Origin of the sequence: Pseudactinotalea terrae (assembly GCF_009733845.1) — a bacterium.
Lineage (GTDB): Bacteria > Actinomycetota > Actinomycetes > Actinomycetales > Beutenbergiaceae > Pseudactinotalea > Pseudactinotalea terrae.
Genome location: NZ_WNXZ01000002.1, coordinates 132,364 through 148,267, shown reverse-complemented (window position 1 = coordinate 148,267; position 15,904 = coordinate 132,364). Strand labels below are relative to the sequence as shown.

General features: G+C 69.4%; 12 protein-coding genes, 1 tRNA gene and 1 other RNA gene. 4 read left to right on the top strand and 10 right to left on the bottom strand.

The window, feature by feature from the left end; genetic code table 11:
- Positions 1 to 8: 8 nt before the first annotated feature.
- The 7 genes from GPA03_RS08155 to GPA03_RS08125 form a co-directional block, all read right to left on the bottom strand.
- Positions 9 to 803, bottom strand: a complete 795-nt coding sequence (locus tag GPA03_RS08155) for a sulfite exporter TauE/SafE family protein (protein ID WP_156251973.1) — start codon at positions 801 to 803, stop codon at positions 9 to 11.
- A gap of 60 nt (positions 804 to 863) precedes the next feature.
- Complete coding sequence (locus tag GPA03_RS08150) at positions 864 to 1,694, bottom strand: hypothetical protein (RefSeq protein WP_156251511.1); 831 nt, start codon at positions 1,692 to 1,694, stop codon at positions 864 to 866.
- A 232-nt stretch (positions 1,695 to 1,926) separates the two neighbouring features.
- A complete protein-coding gene (locus GPA03_RS08145; protein WP_156251510.1) occupies positions 1,927 to 2,523 on the bottom strand; it encodes a DUF5063 domain-containing protein in 597 nt (198 codons plus the stop codon).
- Entirely contained in the window at positions 2,516 to 3,115 is a 600-nt protein-coding gene (gene recR, locus GPA03_RS08140) for a recombination mediator RecR (protein WP_156251509.1), read from the bottom strand. The genes GPA03_RS08145 and recR overlap by 8 nt, the downstream gene beginning before the upstream one ends.
- On the bottom strand, positions 3,115 to 5,373 hold the full coding sequence (locus GPA03_RS08135) for a DNA polymerase III subunit gamma and tau (RefSeq protein ID WP_156251508.1): 2,259 nt from the start codon (positions 5,371 to 5,373) through the stop codon (positions 3,115 to 3,117). Before GPA03_RS08135 ends, recR begins: the two co-directional genes overlap by 1 nt.
- Positions 5,374 to 5,448: 75 nt before the next feature.
- Positions 5,449 to 5,545: signal recognition particle sRNA small type (gene ffs / locus GPA03_RS08130), an RNA gene on the bottom strand.
- Between the two features lie 31 nt (positions 5,546 to 5,576).
- Positions 5,577 to 5,801 (bottom strand): hypothetical protein, encoded by a 225-nt coding sequence (locus GPA03_RS08125; protein WP_156251507.1) that lies wholly within the window; start codon positions 5,799 to 5,801, stop codon positions 5,577 to 5,579.
- 177 nt (positions 5,802 to 5,978) lie between these two features.
- Between GPA03_RS08125 and GPA03_RS08120 the strand changes: the two genes are divergently transcribed.
- Positions 5,979 to 6,066, top strand: a tRNA-Ser gene (locus GPA03_RS08120).
- A 168-nt stretch (positions 6,067 to 6,234) separates the two neighbouring features.
- A complete protein-coding gene (locus tag GPA03_RS08115) occupies positions 6,235 to 7,434 on the top strand; it encodes a tyrosine-type recombinase/integrase (RefSeq protein WP_156251506.1) in 1,200 nt (399 codons plus the stop codon).
- A 124-nt stretch (positions 7,435 to 7,558) separates the two neighbouring features.
- Here the strand turns inward: GPA03_RS08115 and GPA03_RS08110 are convergent, their stop codons facing one another.
- From GPA03_RS08110 to GPA03_RS08100, 3 genes are all read right to left on the bottom strand, one after another.
- Positions 7,559 to 9,511, bottom strand: coding sequence for a hypothetical protein (locus GPA03_RS08110; RefSeq protein ID WP_156251505.1), 1,953 nt, complete (start codon positions 9,509 to 9,511; stop codon positions 7,559 to 7,561).
- 202 nt (positions 9,512 to 9,713) lie between these two features.
- Entirely contained in the window at positions 9,714 to 11,561 is a 1,848-nt protein-coding gene (locus GPA03_RS08105; RefSeq protein ID WP_206673489.1) for a hypothetical protein, read from the bottom strand.
- 257 nt (positions 11,562 to 11,818) lie between these two features.
- Positions 11,819 to 12,421, bottom strand: a complete 603-nt coding sequence (locus GPA03_RS08100; RefSeq protein WP_156251503.1) for a hypothetical protein — start codon at positions 12,419 to 12,421, stop codon at positions 11,819 to 11,821.
- A 420-nt stretch (positions 12,422 to 12,841) separates the two neighbouring features.
- Here GPA03_RS08100 and GPA03_RS08095 point away from each other — a divergent pair, with 420 nt between their 5' ends.
- Together GPA03_RS08095 and GPA03_RS08090 are read left to right on the top strand one after the other, a co-directional pair.
- Positions 12,842 to 13,882 carry an HNH endonuclease gene (locus GPA03_RS08095; protein ID WP_156251502.1) on the top strand — a complete coding sequence of 347 codons (1,041 nt, stop codon included), beginning with the start codon at positions 12,842 to 12,844 and terminating at the stop codon, positions 13,880 to 13,882.
- A gap of 426 nt (positions 13,883 to 14,308) precedes the next feature.
- Entirely contained in the window at positions 14,309 to 15,739 is a 1,431-nt protein-coding gene (locus tag GPA03_RS08090) for a hypothetical protein (RefSeq protein ID WP_156251501.1), read from the top strand.
- The last annotated feature ends 165 nt before the right edge of the window (positions 15,740 to 15,904 follow it).

The following is a 15,904-nucleotide window of genomic DNA, read 5'->3' as shown; positions in this document are numbered from 1 at the left end:
TTGCAGGGTCACGAACCGGCCACGACATCCCACCCCAGCCGCACGATCAGCGCGGCCACGACCACCAGGAACGCCACGCGGACGAACCGATTCCCCTTCGCCACGGCCATCCGTGCGCCGATGTAGGCGCCCACGAGGTTCGCGCAGCCCACCACGAGGCCCACGCCCCAGACCACGTGCCCGGCCGGCACGAAGAACATCAGCGCACCGAAGTTCGTGGCGAAGTTCACGATCTTCGCGAGCGCCGAGGCGGGCAGGAACGCGTACCCGATGACCCCCACGAGCGCGAGCACGAGGAACGAGCCGGTGCCGGGGCCGAGCAGGCCGTCGTAGAGCCCGATCACCAGCCCCACGCCGGCAGCCGCCCCGTAGTGCCGGTTGCCCTCCCACCGCAGCTCGGTCAGGGCGCCGAGCGTGGGCTTGGCCAGCGTGTAGGCGAGCACGCCCACGAGCACCACGATGATGATCGGCCGTAGCGCCGACTCGGGGATGAACGCGGCGAGCGCCGCGCCGCCGATCGAGGCGATCAGCGCGGCGACCGCCATCGGTGCTGCTGTGCGGAGGTCCGGATGGATGCGCCGGTAGTAGGTCACCGAGCTCACGGACGTACCCATGATCGAGCCCACCTTGTTGGTGGCGATCGCCTGCACCGCCGTCATGTCGGGGAACAGCACGAGCAGCGCCGGCAGCTGGATCAGCCCACCGCCGCCCACGACCGCGTCGATCCATCCCGCCGCGAGCCCGGCCAGCACCAGGAGCAGCAGCAACGAGAGCGTGAGCTCGACGCTCCCGAACCCGGGCAGCGTGAACGATCCGTCGGCGAGCAGCACAACGCTTGTCCTACCACGCGCCCGGGGTCGGGCTCACTCCAGCGAGCTCTGGCCCTGAGGGCTCTCCGGGGTCGACGGCGTGCTCGGGTCCTCGGTCGGCTCCTGGCTGGGCGTCTCGCTCGGTTCCTCGGTGGGGGTCTCGGTGGGCTCCTCCGTGGGGATGTCCGACGGCGTCTCGCTGGGTTCGTCGGTCGGCTCACCCTCCTCGGTGGGCACCTCGGTCGGAGTCTCCGACGGCGACTGCCCGGGATCCTCGGACGCCTCCTCTGTCGGGTCCTCCGCCGGGATCTCGGCGGGTGGCTGGGGCAGCGGCTGCTGCTGCGCTTGGGCGCCCGTGCTGACCTGCGAGATCGTGGTGCCATCGCGCCCCGAGAGCGACTGCCCCGTGGCCAGCTCGAGTGCGGTGATCCCGAGTGCGGCGAGCACGAACATCGCGGCTGCGGCGGCGAGCACCGGCTTCCACCGGGGCCGCCGAGCGGGCAGCACCGGGCGGGCGTCCAGCACCGCCTGCCCGGGCACCCCGGGAGGCACGGCCGCAGCGGTGGGGAGCACCGCCGTCGAGCGCCGCATCACGAGTGTCGGTGACCTGAGCGCCACCGGCGCACGGGCGATCACCTGGCGGCCACGCTGCAGCGAGGCGGTGTAGACCGAGCCGGCCACGCCCGCCACGAGGCTTCCCACGGCGGCGCCGATCACGGTGCCGGAGACGCCGATGCGGCTGCCGATGAGCGCGGAGGTCATCGCCGCGAGGGCACCGGCGACGAGCTGCACGAACGAGAGCTCGATGACGCGGCGCCTGGGTGGCGCGGCGTCGTCGAGCTCGGCCTCGGTCTCGTTCTCGGGGCGGGTGAGGGTCTGCGTCATGGCTGCGGCATCTGTTCGGGGGCGGGGGGTCCGGACGCCGCTGGCCGAGCAGGTTCAACGGTAGGTCGGGGTTCACCATTCCCCCGCCTCGGTGCCGGGTGAGCGCCGCCACAGCAGGCCCGACACGCCGCGGTTTCACGGGATCTCCGCGGCGCACGCCAACCGTCTCCGCAGCTTGTGCGGTCGCCCGGCGCGGGGCGGGGCAGCGTGCCCGTGCGGGTCTGAGCTCGGCTCAGCTGATCTGGTCGCCCGGGTCGCCGCCGTAGAGGGCGTCGAACTCGGCCTCGGAGGCGGTGTCGTCGTCGACGTCGAGGCGCAGGTGCGCGATGAGCGTGAGCAGGGTGCGGGTGGCGCTGGCGGCCCGCTCGCCCCATGCGGACAGGTAGGAGAACTGCCACCACCACAGGGCCTCGGACGCGTGCCCGGCGCGGTGGTGACGCAGCCCGACGCCGAGCGCGTGCGCGATGTCGGCGAGGTCGTTGGACAGCGACCCGGTGGTGACCTCCGGGGAGACCAGCGGGTCGGCGACCTCCTGGTACTCGTCGATGCCGTCGAGGACGTTCGCCAGCGAGGTGCGCAGCGGTTCGGCGTTGTTGTCGGGGCCGTCGTCGGGCTCGAAGCGGTCGGCGGGGACGACGTCGACGATCGCGCCGAGCCGTGCGCCCGCGGCGCTCAGGTCGGAGACGGCGAGCAGCAGCAAGGGAATGGCGGCCTCGGGTGAGCTGCCTGCGGCGACCTCGCGCACAGTGGTGAGGTAGCGCTCGGCGACGGCGGCGGTGGTGGCGCCGAGGAGCGTGAGGTCGGCGTCGAGCTCGGGGGTGTCAGACATCGACGGTCCTTCTTCCTTCGAACGCCCTGCCCAGGGTGACCTCGTCGGCGTACTCGAGGTCGCCGCCGACGGGCAGGCCGGAGGCGAGCCGGGAGACGGTGAGCCCGAGCGGGCGCAGCATCCGGATCAGGTAGGTGGCCGTGGCCTCGCCCTCGACGTTGGGGTCGGTGGCGATGATGACCTCGGTAACCTCGCCGTCGGCGAGCCGGGTCATCAGCTCGCGGATGCGCAGGTCGTCGGGGCCGACGCCGTCGATCGGGTTGATGGCGCCGCCGAGCACGTGGTACCTGCCGCGGAACTCACGGGTGCGCTCGATCGCGACGACGTCCTTGGCTTCCTCGACGACGCAGAGCACGGCGCCGCTGCGGCGCGGGTCGCGGCAGATCCGGCACTGGGTGTCCTCGGAGATGTTGCCGCAGACCTCGCAGAACCGGACCTTCTCCTTGACGATGCGCAGCGCCTCGGAGAGGCGGCTGACATCGGCCGGGTCGGAGGCGAGGATGTGGAACGCGATCCGTTGCGCGCTCTTGGGTCCGACGCCGGGCAGCCGGCCGAGCTCTTCGACGAGGTCTTGCAGTGCACCGTCGAACATCAGGGGCGCTCCTCATCGATGTACTCGTCGATCACGGTCCCGCCCAGCATGCGCGACACGAGCGGGGCGCCCACCAGCCCCGAGTCCTCGAGGTTGGGGTCGGACTCGTGCGGCTCGTCGACGACCTGGCGGTGGCCCGCTGGGCGGGCTGCTGCCTGGGCGGCGGCGATGCGCTCCCGGGCGGAGGGCATGGGCGGCTCGGGCTCATCCGGCGGCTCGGCCGGCGGAGGTTCCTCTGCGGGTGGCGCACCCGCATCGTCCTCCCACGGCGGGCGCCGGTCCGGCCCCGAACGCTGCGGCTCCGGAGCGGTGGGGGCGCCGCTGTCGCGCGGGTTCTGCTGCGCGGGCTCCGGGCGGCGCCGCTCCTGGTGGGCCTCCTGGGGCGGCTCGACGGGGTGCGACGGCGGGGCGGGCTGGGCCTGGGCTGCGGGCTCGGGCTGCCGGGCGGGGCGAGCCCAGTCGGCTGCCGCCTCGGCGGCACGGTCGACCACGGGGGCTGCGCCGGCGCCGCTCGTGGCCCGCACCTCCCCCTCGACGACGGCCTCGATCCGTGCCTGCAGGCCGAGCGTCTCGGCGAGCGCGCGCTGCAGCGGCTCGGTGTGCGGGCCGTTGCGGAAGGTGGAGACCAGGCCGGAGCTGGGGAACCCGATCTTGAGGATCCCGCCGCTGAGCTCGACGACCTGGGCGTTCTGCGCCAGCGCCCAGGTGATGCGGCGGACCTGCGCGAGCGTGCTGAGCACCTCGGGCCAGCGGTGCCGGACCTGCTCGGTGCTGAGACCGTCGGTGGTTGCCGCGGCGGCCGGTGCTGGCTGCTGCGTTGCCGGGCGGGCGGCCTCTGGCGGCGCGGTGGCGGGCTCGGGCCCCTGCTCGGACGCTTCCGCGGAAGCGGCAGGGCGGGTGGGCGGCGCTTCCGCGGAAGCGGCAGGACGAGCGTGGGGCGCTTCCGCGGAAGCGGCAGGACGAGCGAGGGGCGCTTCCGCCGAAGCGGCCGGGTGCGGCTCGGGTGCGCGCACCGGCACGGGCTCGGACACCACGGGCTGGCTGGCAGCGACCGGCTCGGGAGCGGGAACGACGGCGATCGGCCTGCCGATCGCTGGGCCGGCGCCGCCGGCCTCCAAGCGCTCGAGGCGGGCGTTCACGCCGTCGACCCCGTCATCGGCGGCGGGGAGCAGGAGGCGACCGCAGAGGAGCTCGAGCTGCAGTCGCGGCGAGGTGGCGCCGACCATCTCGGTGAGGGCGAGGTTGGTGAGGTCGGCGGCCCGGGAGGCGTTGGCGAGGCCGAGGTGCTCGGCCTGCGTGCGCATGCGCTCGAGCTGGTCGGCGGGCACGGTCCGCAGCACCGAGCTGGCCTGCTCCCCCGCGGCGAGGACGACGATGAGATCGCGCAGCCGCTCGAGCAGGTCCTCGACGAATCGTCGCGGTGCATGGCCGGTGGAGATCACGCGATCGACGACCCGGAACAGGCTCGCGCCGTCGCGGGCTGCGAGAGCTTCGGCGGTGTCGTCGAGAAGGGTGGCGTGGGTGAACCCGAGCAGGGCGACGGCCCGCTCGTAGGTGACGCCCTCGTCGGAGGCGCCGGCGATCAGCTGGTCGAGCACGGACAGCGAGTCGCGGACCGAGCCGCCGCCCGCGCGGACCACGAGCGGGAGCACGCCGGAGGCGATCTGCACGCCCTCGGCCTCGGCGAGCGTGCCGAGGTAGCTGAGCAGCTGCTCGGGCGGCACGAGCCGGAAGGGATAGTGGTGAGTGCGGGAGCGGATCGTCCCGATGACCTTCTCGGGCTCGGTGGTGGCAAACACGAACTTGACGTGCTCGGGGGGCTCCTCGACGAGCTTGAGCAGGGCGTTGAAGCCCTGCGTGGTGACCATGTGGGCCTCGTCGATGATGAAGATCTTGTAGCGGTCGCGAGCCGGTGCGAAGGCCGCGCGCTCGCGGAGCTCACGGGCGTCGTCGACGCCACCGTGGGAGGCGGCGTCGAGCTCGACGACGTCGAGCGAGCCGGTCCCGCCGCGCGCCAGCTCGACGCACGAGTCACACGTGCCGCACGGGGTGTCGGTGGGGCCCTGCGCGCAGTTGAGGCAGCGGGCGAAGATGCGCGCCGAGGTGGTCTTGCCGCAGCCGCGCGGGCCGGAGAACAGGTAGGCGTGGGTGACGCGCCCGCCCTTGAGCGCCGCCATCAGGGGTTCGGTGACGTGCTCCTGCCCGATGACGTCGGCGAAGGAGTCCGGCCGGTAACGGCGGTACAACGCGGTGCTCACCTGGCCACTCTAGGCGGGGACACCGACACCGGTCAGCCGGGGTGGCCGTGGAGTGTGGACGGGCGCGGCCGGAGACGTGAAGACCCCTCGCGCACCCATCAGAGCTCACCTGCCCTTGCTGCCTTCCGGCCCTGGGGGAGTTCAGCGAGATGACGCCGCGCGAGGGGCTGGGAACCAGTCTAGGTGATGCTCGGCGGTGGTGGTCACGTGAGCGACGGGCGCCGCCGGCGCGGCCTGGCGAACCGGTGATGGCAGTCACGGCAAGACCGGTCTGGATCCGCGCTCTGACCATCCGGGTCGACGAACATGACGCATCCACCGAGCACGACCTCGCCCCGCTCGGCGGCCTCGAACAGCTCGGGGCCGGGCATCCCGTAGACGATCTCCACGACGTCGCCGCTCCCGCACTCCGGACACCTCGTGGGCATGCTGTTCCCTCCCGGCGCCGGCCCGCCCGACGCACCCGGTCACTCCACCACGGAGGTCTGACATGGCTCCGACGTCGGCGAGACCCTTCGCCGGCGTCGGGCTGGCGGTCGGTGTCATGCGCCACACACAGCGGCGTCCCAGTGCGCCGCCGCGGTCCGGTATCCTCGTCTGGCCCAGGAGGATTCGCCTAGTGGCCTATGGCGCACGCTTGGAAAGCGTGTTGGGTGCAAGCCCTCGGGGGTTCGAATCCCCCATCCTCCGCCAGCAGTCCTTGAGAACCCTTGAGAATCCGCCTTTTTCGGCTAGATTCCGCGGTTCCTGGACCTTTCCCTGATCAGCACCAGTGGGCACAGATCAGCAGGTTGTGACAGAATTTCTGTCACACAGCTGTCACAGACCGCGCGTGTGACAGCGTTCGCGGAAGGTCCAACGATGGCCACCGGAGCCCTGCCCCGAGGTATCACACGGTACCGAGACCGCTACCGAGTGCGCCTTGACGTCAACGGCGCCACCCACGCCCTGGGCGTCTTCGACACCCTCGGCGACGCCCGTGCCGCGCTCGACATCGCCAAGGGCGAGCGCGCCCGCGGCACCTTCGTGCCACCCGCCCAGATCCGAGCCGAGCAGCGCGCGGCACGGATCAAGGCCGAGACCGACGCCCTCACGCTCGGCGAGTGGGCCGAGCAGTGGCTGGAGGCCCTCGCGGCCAACCCGGACCGCTCCCCCTCGACCGTGATGTCCTACCGGTCGGTACTGCGCACCCACGTGCTGCCCGAGCTGGGCAGCACCCGCCTGGTCGACCTCACCCCGCAGCAGGTCGCCGCCCACCTCGTGGCGCTGCGCGCCAAGCCGTCGAAGCGCCATCCGGGCGCGCGAGCCAACGGTGTGGCACCGAACGCGGCGAGGGTGCTGCGCTCGTGCCTCAATGCCGCAGTCAGACGACCGGACATCGGCCTGGCGTCGTTCACGTTCCCGGAAGCGCCGTCACAGACTCAGGTCCGGCCGGCAGAGGAGGACGGCGACGTGGCGACGCCCGAGCAGGTCGCCGCGATGGCGGCGGCCATGCCGGAGCACCTGCGCGCGGCGGTGCTGCTGGCCGCCTGGTGCGCCCTGCGGCTGGGCGAGGTGCTCGGCCTGGAGCGCCGCGACCTGGAGTACCTGGACGACCCCGATAGAGCCGTGCTGCACGTCCGCCGGCAGTGGAACACCAAGGCCGGGCGACTGACGGACCCGAAGCGCGGCAGCAAGCGCAGCGTCGCGATCCCGGCGTCACTTCTACCGATCCTGAGCGAGCACGTCGAGACCCATGCGGCCCCGGGCCGAGACGGCCCGCTCTTCACTCCCCCAACCCGCCGCGGCCGTCGCATCTCGCAGACCGCGTTCGACAGGTATTGGCGGGACGCGCGGAAGTCGGCCGGCCGTGACTCCTTCCGCTTCCACAGCCTCCGCCACACCGGCCTGACCGAGTACGCCCGCCGGGGCGCCACCCTCGCCGACCTGCTCGAGCGGGGCGGGCACACGGACGTCTCGGTTGCGCTGAAGTACCAGCACGCGTCGGCGCAGCGCGACCGCGAATTGACAGCTCGGCTCGATGGGGTTTTGGTGATCGAGGCATCCGCAGGCGAAGTCTGACGAGGAGCCGCCCGGACACCCCGGCTTGTCGATCCACCTGCCGAGCGGGGCCTTCTGCCTTCCGCCCAGAATGACGCGGCCTCGACCGCCTTCCACTTCGACGGGCCACACAGAGATACGCGGTCTACATGTCGGACGGAATGGTGCGGGCTCCGGCGAGCGTCATCGCGACAACATGCCGCGGAGCGCCCTCGGCGTCGGTCATCTCGACGACCTGCGCCCAGTCGTTCACCGACCCCGCTGGTGTCTTCCTTGGTGTCTTCTTCAAGACGAGCAGGAACCCGACGCGGGGTTCGGCTGCTTGGTAGGTCGCGGCCTGGTTCACGTAGGACGTCTTGTCGGGCACGGGGTCCTCGGTCGAATCCTGCTTGAGTTCGACGTAGAGGTTGAAGCCGGGGAAGGAGAACCGCACGTCGACGCGACCGCCGCCGACGTGGCGGACTTCAGTGTCGACGCCGTGAAGGTAGCCGCTGCCGCGGACGAAGGTGCGCAGGTCGCGGGCAAGGTCTTCCTCGCTGGCGGCCGCGCTGAACAGGTACGGCGCTTCGCTGGGCCCTACTGCGGACCGGTCGAACAGGAACGACATCAGGAGCGCGGCGACGAGATCGACGGCGTCGGCAAGACCGTCTTGGCCGCGGTAGTCGGTCGATCCGTCGAGGTCGCTCCAGATGCGTTCGAGGGCTTGATTGACTGGCAGTGACGCGTTAGCGAGCTTAGTGCGGTGTCGGCGTCGCGCGGCTGACCAGAGGCGGTTCTCGACGTCTATGTCGGCCCTGTCGACCGCGTCGAGGGAGAGGGCGTCCTTGTCAGCCGGCAGCTCGGCGCCGGCCGTTGCTTTTGGGTGGTGCACGAGTGTTCCCGCTGCCAAGCGACGGGCGGCCACGTCGCGGATATCAATGGCTACCGGGAGGTCGGCGACCTCGTCGGCGGTCGCAATCCCGGCGTCGACTGCGGCTTCCATCTCTGCGACTCGTTGCCGCAGGACGTTGAACAGTCCGACCTCGTTGGCGAAACCGTCCTCGATCACCGGTGCAACCAGGACCTGGACGGCGCGGCCATCTTCGTCACGCCGCAGGCCGATGCACGAGCCGCTGGTCCGATATAGGTCCACGAGGTCGGCGATGACCGGAACAGCGTGTAGCCAGGATGGCTCGGCGAAGCTCTGCTGAGCGGCGGCAAGGCGGTCGGCGAGCAGCGTCCAGGCGGCCCGGGTGGCGCCGGTGACCTCGCCGGTCCAGTGCCCGCGGGAGTAACGCAGGTGCAGCAATTCCCGGACACCTTCGGCAAGGTCGGAGACAACCGTCGGATCGACGGTCTGGGTCTCGATGAGCCCCTGAAGGAGCCGGGCAATGTTGGCAGTGACGTGCGCGTCGGGCCGGTCGTCGTGAGTCAGGGCAGCTGCCAAGGCCACGAGGGCCTCGTCGATGTGACGCAGCGCCCTTTCGTGGTCGCCTGCGCGGAGAGCTTGGAGGAGCGCGACTCGCGCGAGCATGACGCCGGTGTCCGACGACGAGAACGACTCACGGTCGTCGCCCAGGTCGGCGATGCGGTGCGCGGTTGGTAGGAGGTAGTCAGCCTCTTGCCACTGCTCGAAGCACGCCTGAACCGCACGCATGGCTGCGCGACTGTACGTGGCCGGCCCCGTGCCATCGTAGGTGGCGAGAAGCGCGAACAGGTCCCAGCGGGAAGCCCAGCCGCCGAGGCGGAGCTGTGTGGCCACCTCGAGCGCGTCGGCGGCCCGAAGCACCTCCAGTCCCGTCGCGCTGGCGCCCGGCGGCGCCGCCTGGGCGAGCACTTCGATGCCAAGACGTTCGCCGGCAGCCTCGAGGAGGTCGGTCGAGGCGAGGAACAACTGGGTGGCGTCGGCGAACAGCACGGGGCTCGCTGTGGCGAGGATGGCGGCGGCCAGCGCGTGCGCCGCGGCGTTGTACTCGGCGGTTCGGGTGAAAGTGGAAGCGGCTGCGAGCTGTGCGGCCGTTGTAGTGACGTCGGGGGTGTTCGCCATCGTCGCAAGGGACGCGGTGAGCGACCCCAGGTCCAAGCCGCCCGCGTCGGGGTGCTCGTCATGGGTCGCCATGTGCGCTCCTCGTGCCCCTTGTGTCCACGTGGGCCCGGTGGTGTGCACCGGCCAGTTGATAGCCAGTCAACCATTCCGTCGCCTTCACCGTGCGGGCCCCGCGCCCGCAGACAGCGTGCCCGTTCTCGCCGGCCAGGCCAGGTGTTCGGCACGCATGCGTGCCCGCGGCGGTAACGTGGCTGTCGCCGCTCGCCTTGTGCAGCTACCAGACGAAGTTCGTGCCGCGTCCCAGTCGGCACCGGTCGTCGCCGAGCAGGGCAACGAGTTCCTCGGTGTGACGGGTCCCGATGAACACCTGGATGTCGGCTGCAGTGGCTTCGCGCTGAAGCGCCTCGAGCATCACGTCGAGGTCTTCGATGGGCACTTCCTCGGCTCCGGGGGAGTCAACGAACAAGAGTCCCGGATGGCGGCCGACGCCGCTGGCATGGCCCTGCTTGATGAGGGCAATGGCCGTCGCGAGCTTGAGGCGCAACTTTTCGCCACGTTCGCATGCCGAGTATGCATTGGTCTGCCCGCCCTGGTGGACCATCATCGTCGCGCCGCCACCCAGCTCGACCTGGGTCAGGTTCGACATGCCGAACTCACGCGCCAGCTGGGTGATGTCCTCGCCCAGGTCGGACAGCCACTGCCGCTGGTCCTCCTGGACCCAGCTCGTGGCAACCTTCTTCGCCGAGTTGAGGACGACGAGGTCCGCGGCGAGCACTTCGACGTGGCGCTGGTCCGGGCCAACCTGCGAGCTGTCTGGTGCGAGCGCAGCAGCCGCCCCCTCAGCGCGGGCAAGGTCGAGCTGGGCCTGCTGCCGTGCCGCGGCAGCCCCGGTCGCGGCACGGTTGGCCTCCAAGACCTGTCGCACTGCCATGCGGCGCTCGTCGAGCACCCCCAGTCGTGTCTCCAGCTCAGCAACGCGCCGCTCCGCCTCGTCGCGCGCTGACGCCAGCGCGTCCAGCGCGTCTGCCGGCCCTTCCGTGTCGCCGAAGTCCTCGTCCTCCTCGTCGTCGCCGCTGTCTGCGCCATCCTCACCGTGCCCTGGAGGAAGTTGGAGGTCGTTGACCAGGTGCTGGCGGTCCGCCTCCGACACGACGGTCGCGACCACGACGCGTTCGCCGTGGGCGGAGATGTCCAACGTCGAGGTGCACACAGAGCACTGATGTTGGTCACGTTCAGCGTCTCGTCGCTCCTTGGTGACCGGCCCGGCGCAACGGGGACACATGTGGGGTTGGAGCTGTTGGAAGAAGAACGACGCGTACGCGTCCTCGGCCTGCTGATTCCGGCGGGCCTGCTCCGTGTTGAACTGGGCGGTCGCCACCGACAAGCCCGACCGGGCGGCGAGCAGCCGGTGGTTGACGGTGGCCGTCTGGTTGTCCAGATTGGCGAGCTCCTCGACGGCCGCCCAGACCGCATCGAGGTCGTAATCAGTCGAGTTGGTCTGCTCAAGGGCCTTCTGTGCATTCGCGACCGCGTCCTCGGCACGCTGATGGGCCTCGTGCAACGCGGTGGCGTGCTTCTTCGTGGCGTCCTCGAGGCCGATGAGCTCGGCCTTCGCGACCGTCACCGCGGACGTCGCCTCGTTGCGGGCCGCAGCCCACTCCGCGCCGACGAACATCGACAGCAGCCGCGCCGGCAACCCAGCGAACTTCTGCTCACCGAGGAGCATGTCGAGGTTGTCGCCGCGGATGAGCAGCGCGCCGGCGTAGGTGGGCCACACGTGCTGGGTGCGACGCCCCTCTTGCGTCGCGGCGATCGCGGGCAGCCGCAACGCGGCCATCATCGCCGCACCCATGACGTCCTCGAACGTGTCGTCGCTGTCGAACGTGCCGATGATGGTGTCGATCCCACCCGAGGTCCTGGTCAGCTGACCGATGGGTCGGTCGGAGTTGGCGTGGTCGACATCGAACTTGACCTGATGGGCGACATTGTCGATTGAGAGCCCGACCTCGACGTGGTCCACCCAAGAGCGCACCTCGTTCTTCAAGTCGCAACGCCCCCTTAGCGCCCACATGAGGATGCGCAGCGTGCTCGACTTCCCGCGCAGGTTCTCGTCGCTCCCCACGCCGTACAGGCCCGTCCCGAGGTCCCAGTTGAACGTGAACGGAACCTCTTCGCGGTAGTCAGTGTCGACCGCGACGCCTGCGCTGGTGACACCGGTCAGGACCTTCGTCCCGCGGAACGCGAGCCTTGTGAACCGGAGGTGCGCGGGCGTCGGCTGTGACGCCGACGTGGACACCTGGTGCTTGACCAACACCGCCTCGACCTCTGCGAGACGGTCCGGGTTGCGGAGGTCGTCGGCGACGGCCTGACCAAGTCTGCTCACTGCTGCTCCAAGGCCTTGTCTGCGTTGCCGCCGGTTGTCTCAGGGGTCCCACTCGCTGCAGGCGAGGTCTGACTCAGCAGCGCGAGTCGTTGGGTGACCTGCTCGCTGATGGATCCGATGGTGGTGCCCCAGACCGCGTCGGCGTACTTATCCTGCAAGTACTGCCGTTCCTTCAGCTTGGTGCCACTGTCCGTGCCGGCTACCTGATGGACGACCTGCGCCTGCTGCGAGTACCAGCTCAACACGTCTGTGGCGGCGAGCTCGTCGGCCTTCTCCGCACCGAGCTCGGTGAGGAAGAACTGGTTGCGTAACGGCTTCGGAGCGAGGCCACGGCGTCGCACCAACCCCAATCCGTACGCCTGGAGGATGGCGAACGCATCGTCGACCTCTTCGTATGCGCCATAGAACCACTTCGGCATCGGGTAGTGGTGCCACGCGGGCTCCGGGTCCGTCAGGAGACCCTCCGCCACGGTTAGGTACCCGGCGTCCAGCATGCCCGCCTCGACTGCCGTCACGAGTTCGTCAGCGAGATAGTCCGGGTTGCGCAACCAGAAGTCGAGCGCCTGCAGGCGCCGCTCGCTGCGGATGACCTGCGCCATGCCTGCCGGGTCGCTGCCCCCCACAGGATCTCCGCACACCCGCAGCAACACCAGCAGCCGGATGGCGTGCTGGGTCCGGGTCGCCGCGTTCGGCGACGGTGGGCCAACGGTCAAGACCCTCCCCCTTCCGGCACCTTTGTGCTGTGCTTGTCGGCTCTCAGTCGACCGCTCAGGCTACGGGTAACACCCGCCGCGAGGCGGGGTTTTGCTCGCGGCGGACCTCCGACGCCGCCCGAAGCCGTCCGAAACCGAACGGGGCAGCACCCCTTCAATGCGTCTAGACCTGCAGGACATCCGAGCAGGGACACGCGCTGTCGAGACGCGGCGAAGATCGATCGCACGTGGCTTGTGCGAATGCCTCGCTGGGTTCGCCTCTACCCTCCTTTCCGTGCTGGCTCATCAACGGTCCGGAGGTTTCGCATGACCAGGTACGGCAGTCGGCCGAGGAATCGCGTCGCCTACGGTCACAAGGACCCGGAGGTGCTGCGGTCGGTTCTCTACGACCTCTGGAACGGCCGCTGCTACTGGTGCCACCGATCCAAGGACTTCACGGACATCCAGACCGACCACATCATCCCGAAGAGTTTGCGCGGACACAACCTGACTAACGCCCTCGACCGGGTCGGCAGGCCGCACTCCTTCGACCGAGACGCGCCCGAGAACCTCGCCCCTATCTGCGGTTTCTGCAACGGGCGAGGCGAGAAGGGCGACAACGACATGACCCACCTGCCGACCTGCGGTAGGGCACTGGACAAGGCCCGTGAGCGCGCCCCCGAGGTTGTGGAGCGCGTCCGCGCGTTCCGCTCACAGAAGGAACTCGCCAAGGCGTTCGTCGGGCTCAAATCCGCCGATCTCGATGACGCCAAGATCAGGACCGCGTTCGAGCAGAACATGCCCGCCGTCCTGCGCCGGCTCTCAGCTCGCGGGCTCGACGACTTTCCGCTCTTCCGGGTCCTCAGCATTGGGAACCGCCACGGCGAACTGTTCAGTGTGCCTCTGGAGTTGGAGGGCGAGTCGAAGCGAGCGGTGACGCTGCTCGAGGGCCTGATCTATCCCGACTATGGCCTCGCAGACGTACTGGACGGACCGCTCCTCGGCCTCTGGGAGCAGGTGCACACACACGCCCATTCGTCCTTTGAGGCGTTCGACGAGGACGGGCTGGGCCCGTGCAACTCGGGCCCGCCCGAGGCCAGCTACTTCAGGGCGGAGCTCCAGCGGGTCTCGTCGGCGAAGTTCGGCAACGGCTCCATCGAGTTCACCCTCGAGGGCGAGTTCGAGGCGCACCTGTCGGCCGGAATCGTGCGGGACGATCCCAGCGGGTGGGAGACCAGCACCGTGGAGGGCCAGGCAGACGGGACGGTAGAGGGCTCGTACTGCTTTACGGTCAGTTGGGACGGCGGCGCGACGAGCGACGACCCGGTGGTGAACTGGGGCGACGAGGACTACTGGTCCGACATCTGACGGTGATGCCCAGCCAGATTGTTCAACCGGCTGCGGGCCGAAGGCCAATCGCCTGCAGCTGGCGGAGTCAGCAGAATCTTGGATAAACCCAGGAACCGTTCCCGTCGCCACGGATGCCGTGCGCCGAAGCACTCCCGACCAGCAGCCGTTTAGCGAATGCGTGCACTTGCCCGCCGCGATCCGCGACCATCACGGGTACAGCGCCACCACGACGTCCTGCACCATGTCGTCAGCCGCCGACCAGCACATCGAGAGAGCCCCAGGGCGCAGCGTCGAGGCCCGAACGGTCAACCACTCGCGAAACGCCAGCGTCAGTCCGGATCGCGTCCTCTCGAGCTCGGTGTTCCACCCTGCGGACAACCCTGGCGCTGGATTGCGATGCGAGAACAGTGGCTGCGCCTCGTCCTGAGACGTCAGGATGCCTGTATGGGCCTGTTGTTTCTCTCTGCGCACGAGGGGCGTCTAGTACGGTTCGGTCGCGTCACGGATCCGACGTGGCGGCCGGTGTCGGGCTCCCTTGAGGACCTTGCCGACGACGCCGACTGGGAGGATGAGATCGAGGACCGTCCAGGTAAGCGCCTCGACCGGCTCCTGGACGAACGGGCCAGGCGAGCCGGTGGGCCGCCCATGTATCTCAACGTGAACAGCACATATTGGCGTTCTCGCACGCAGGCCCGAGTACTGCTGATCGCTTCGGACTCCGGCGTGATGAGCGTTATCGGCGTCGGCAACTGCACCACACAAGTGCGGCGAAGTTGGGCTGGCTCGGCGGTCGTCAAACTGACCGACCGGATTCCCTTTCCGGAGCCGGTGCCGTTGGTCACCATCGTGGAGACGACTACACCAACGATGCGGCATGTCGTGCAGCGCATGTTCAACGAAGAGGAGTCGCGGGTTATACCAGCCAAGAGCCTGCAGGCAATCGTTGACGCACTGCGCCCAATATTACCCGGGGTCGACCAGATCATGGCGGACCTTCCCGCGTTCCCGCGGCGCGGGAAGTTTCCCCTGAACCGGCTGGCTCGCCGCGACGCAAGCCAAACCGCCCTGCGACTCTTCGACCCTGGTTGGCGGAATCTAGAACCTGTGTCGACGCCACCGGCCCCGACGCCCCTCGCTCTTCGACTGGAGTCAGTCGCCAGCGCTCTGCAGCCAACCAGGCCGCCCCGAGAGAACGACGTCATAGCTGCAGAAACCGCTGGCTTCTTGGACTGGGACGCTGCCGGCCATGCGTTCAACGGATGGTTCCTGTTCCGCTCCGGCGAGCGGCAGTTGCTCGTGAAGAACATCAACTTCCAGCCCGAGGAACCGAAGACCGGCGCCGACCTCGTATACGTCCGCTCGGAACCGCACTCCGTGGTTCTCGTCCAGTACAAGCTGCTCCAGAGTGACAAGGGCAGCCACGAGTACTATTTCCGCGACGACGGCAGATTGGCTAGCCAGGTCGACGTGATGCTCAAATTCTCTGAGATGCACGCTGAGGCCTTGGAGATCGACCCCTTGAGGCCGACCGCAGCGGATGAGTACCGCATATCTCCCGACATTGGGTTCGTCAAGTTCGTCGAGCCGGTACAGCCGTCCCAGAACGGCGACCAGATGAGCATGCCCTCGGGCCGATACCACCCGGCACGCGGCGTTCTCCGCATGTTGGCCAACCCGACCAAGGGCCCCGGCGGTGGGGATCGGCATGTCGTGAGTCAGTGGCGCTCGCTGGACGGCGAGACATTCGCCAAACTCGTGCGCGATCAGTGGGTCGGATCGATCGGAGACGTCACGAGGAAGCTCTTCGAGATTCTGGAATTGGAGCCCGGCGGGCCGGTCTACCTCGCCGTTGAGGAGCCGCAGCGCTCGGCGTGAGGTCGCCCGCCGACCTGCCTTCCGGGTCTCCGGAGACGAGGAAACCAAGCCGCGTCGTTTCACCGCTTTGGCTCGGACAAGGGCGCTAGGGCCGGGGACCAGCGGGGATCTCCGGCCTTCAATGTCGCGTGACACGGGAGGGCGTCGGTCGCCGCACGACGACCT

Bases quoted from the DNA above. Each gene is read 5' to 3' on its own strand.
- GPA03_RS08150 (WP_156251511.1), bottom strand. From the start codon at position 1,694: ATGACGCAGACCCTCACCCGCCCCGAGAACGAGACCGAGGCCGAGCTC.
- GPA03_RS08145 (WP_156251510.1), bottom strand. From the start codon at position 2,523: ATGTCTGACACCCCCGAGCTCGACGCCGACCTCACGCTCCTCGGCGCC.
- recR (WP_156251509.1), bottom strand. From the start codon at position 3,115: ATGTTCGACGGTGCACTGCAAGACCTCGTCGAAGAGCTCGGCCGGCTG.
- GPA03_RS08125 (WP_156251507.1), bottom strand. From the start codon at position 5,801: ATGCCCACGAGGTGTCCGGAGTGCGGGAGCGGCGACGTCGTGGAGATC.
- GPA03_RS08115 (WP_156251506.1), top strand. From the start codon at position 6,235: ATGGCCACCGGAGCCCTGCCCCGAGGTATCACACGGTACCGAGACCGC.
- GPA03_RS08110 (WP_156251505.1), bottom strand. From the start codon at position 9,511: ATGGCGACCCATGACGAGCACCCCGACGCGGGCGGCTTGGACCTGGGG.
- GPA03_RS08100 (WP_156251503.1), bottom strand. From the start codon at position 12,421: ATGGCGCAGGTCATCCGCAGCGAGCGGCGCCTGCAGGCGCTCGACTTC.
- GPA03_RS08095 (WP_156251502.1), top strand. From the start codon at position 12,842: ATGACCAGGTACGGCAGTCGGCCGAGGAATCGCGTCGCCTACGGTCAC.
- GPA03_RS08090 (WP_156251501.1), top strand. From the start codon at position 14,309: ATGGGCCTGTTGTTTCTCTCTGCGCACGAGGGGCGTCTAGTACGGTTC.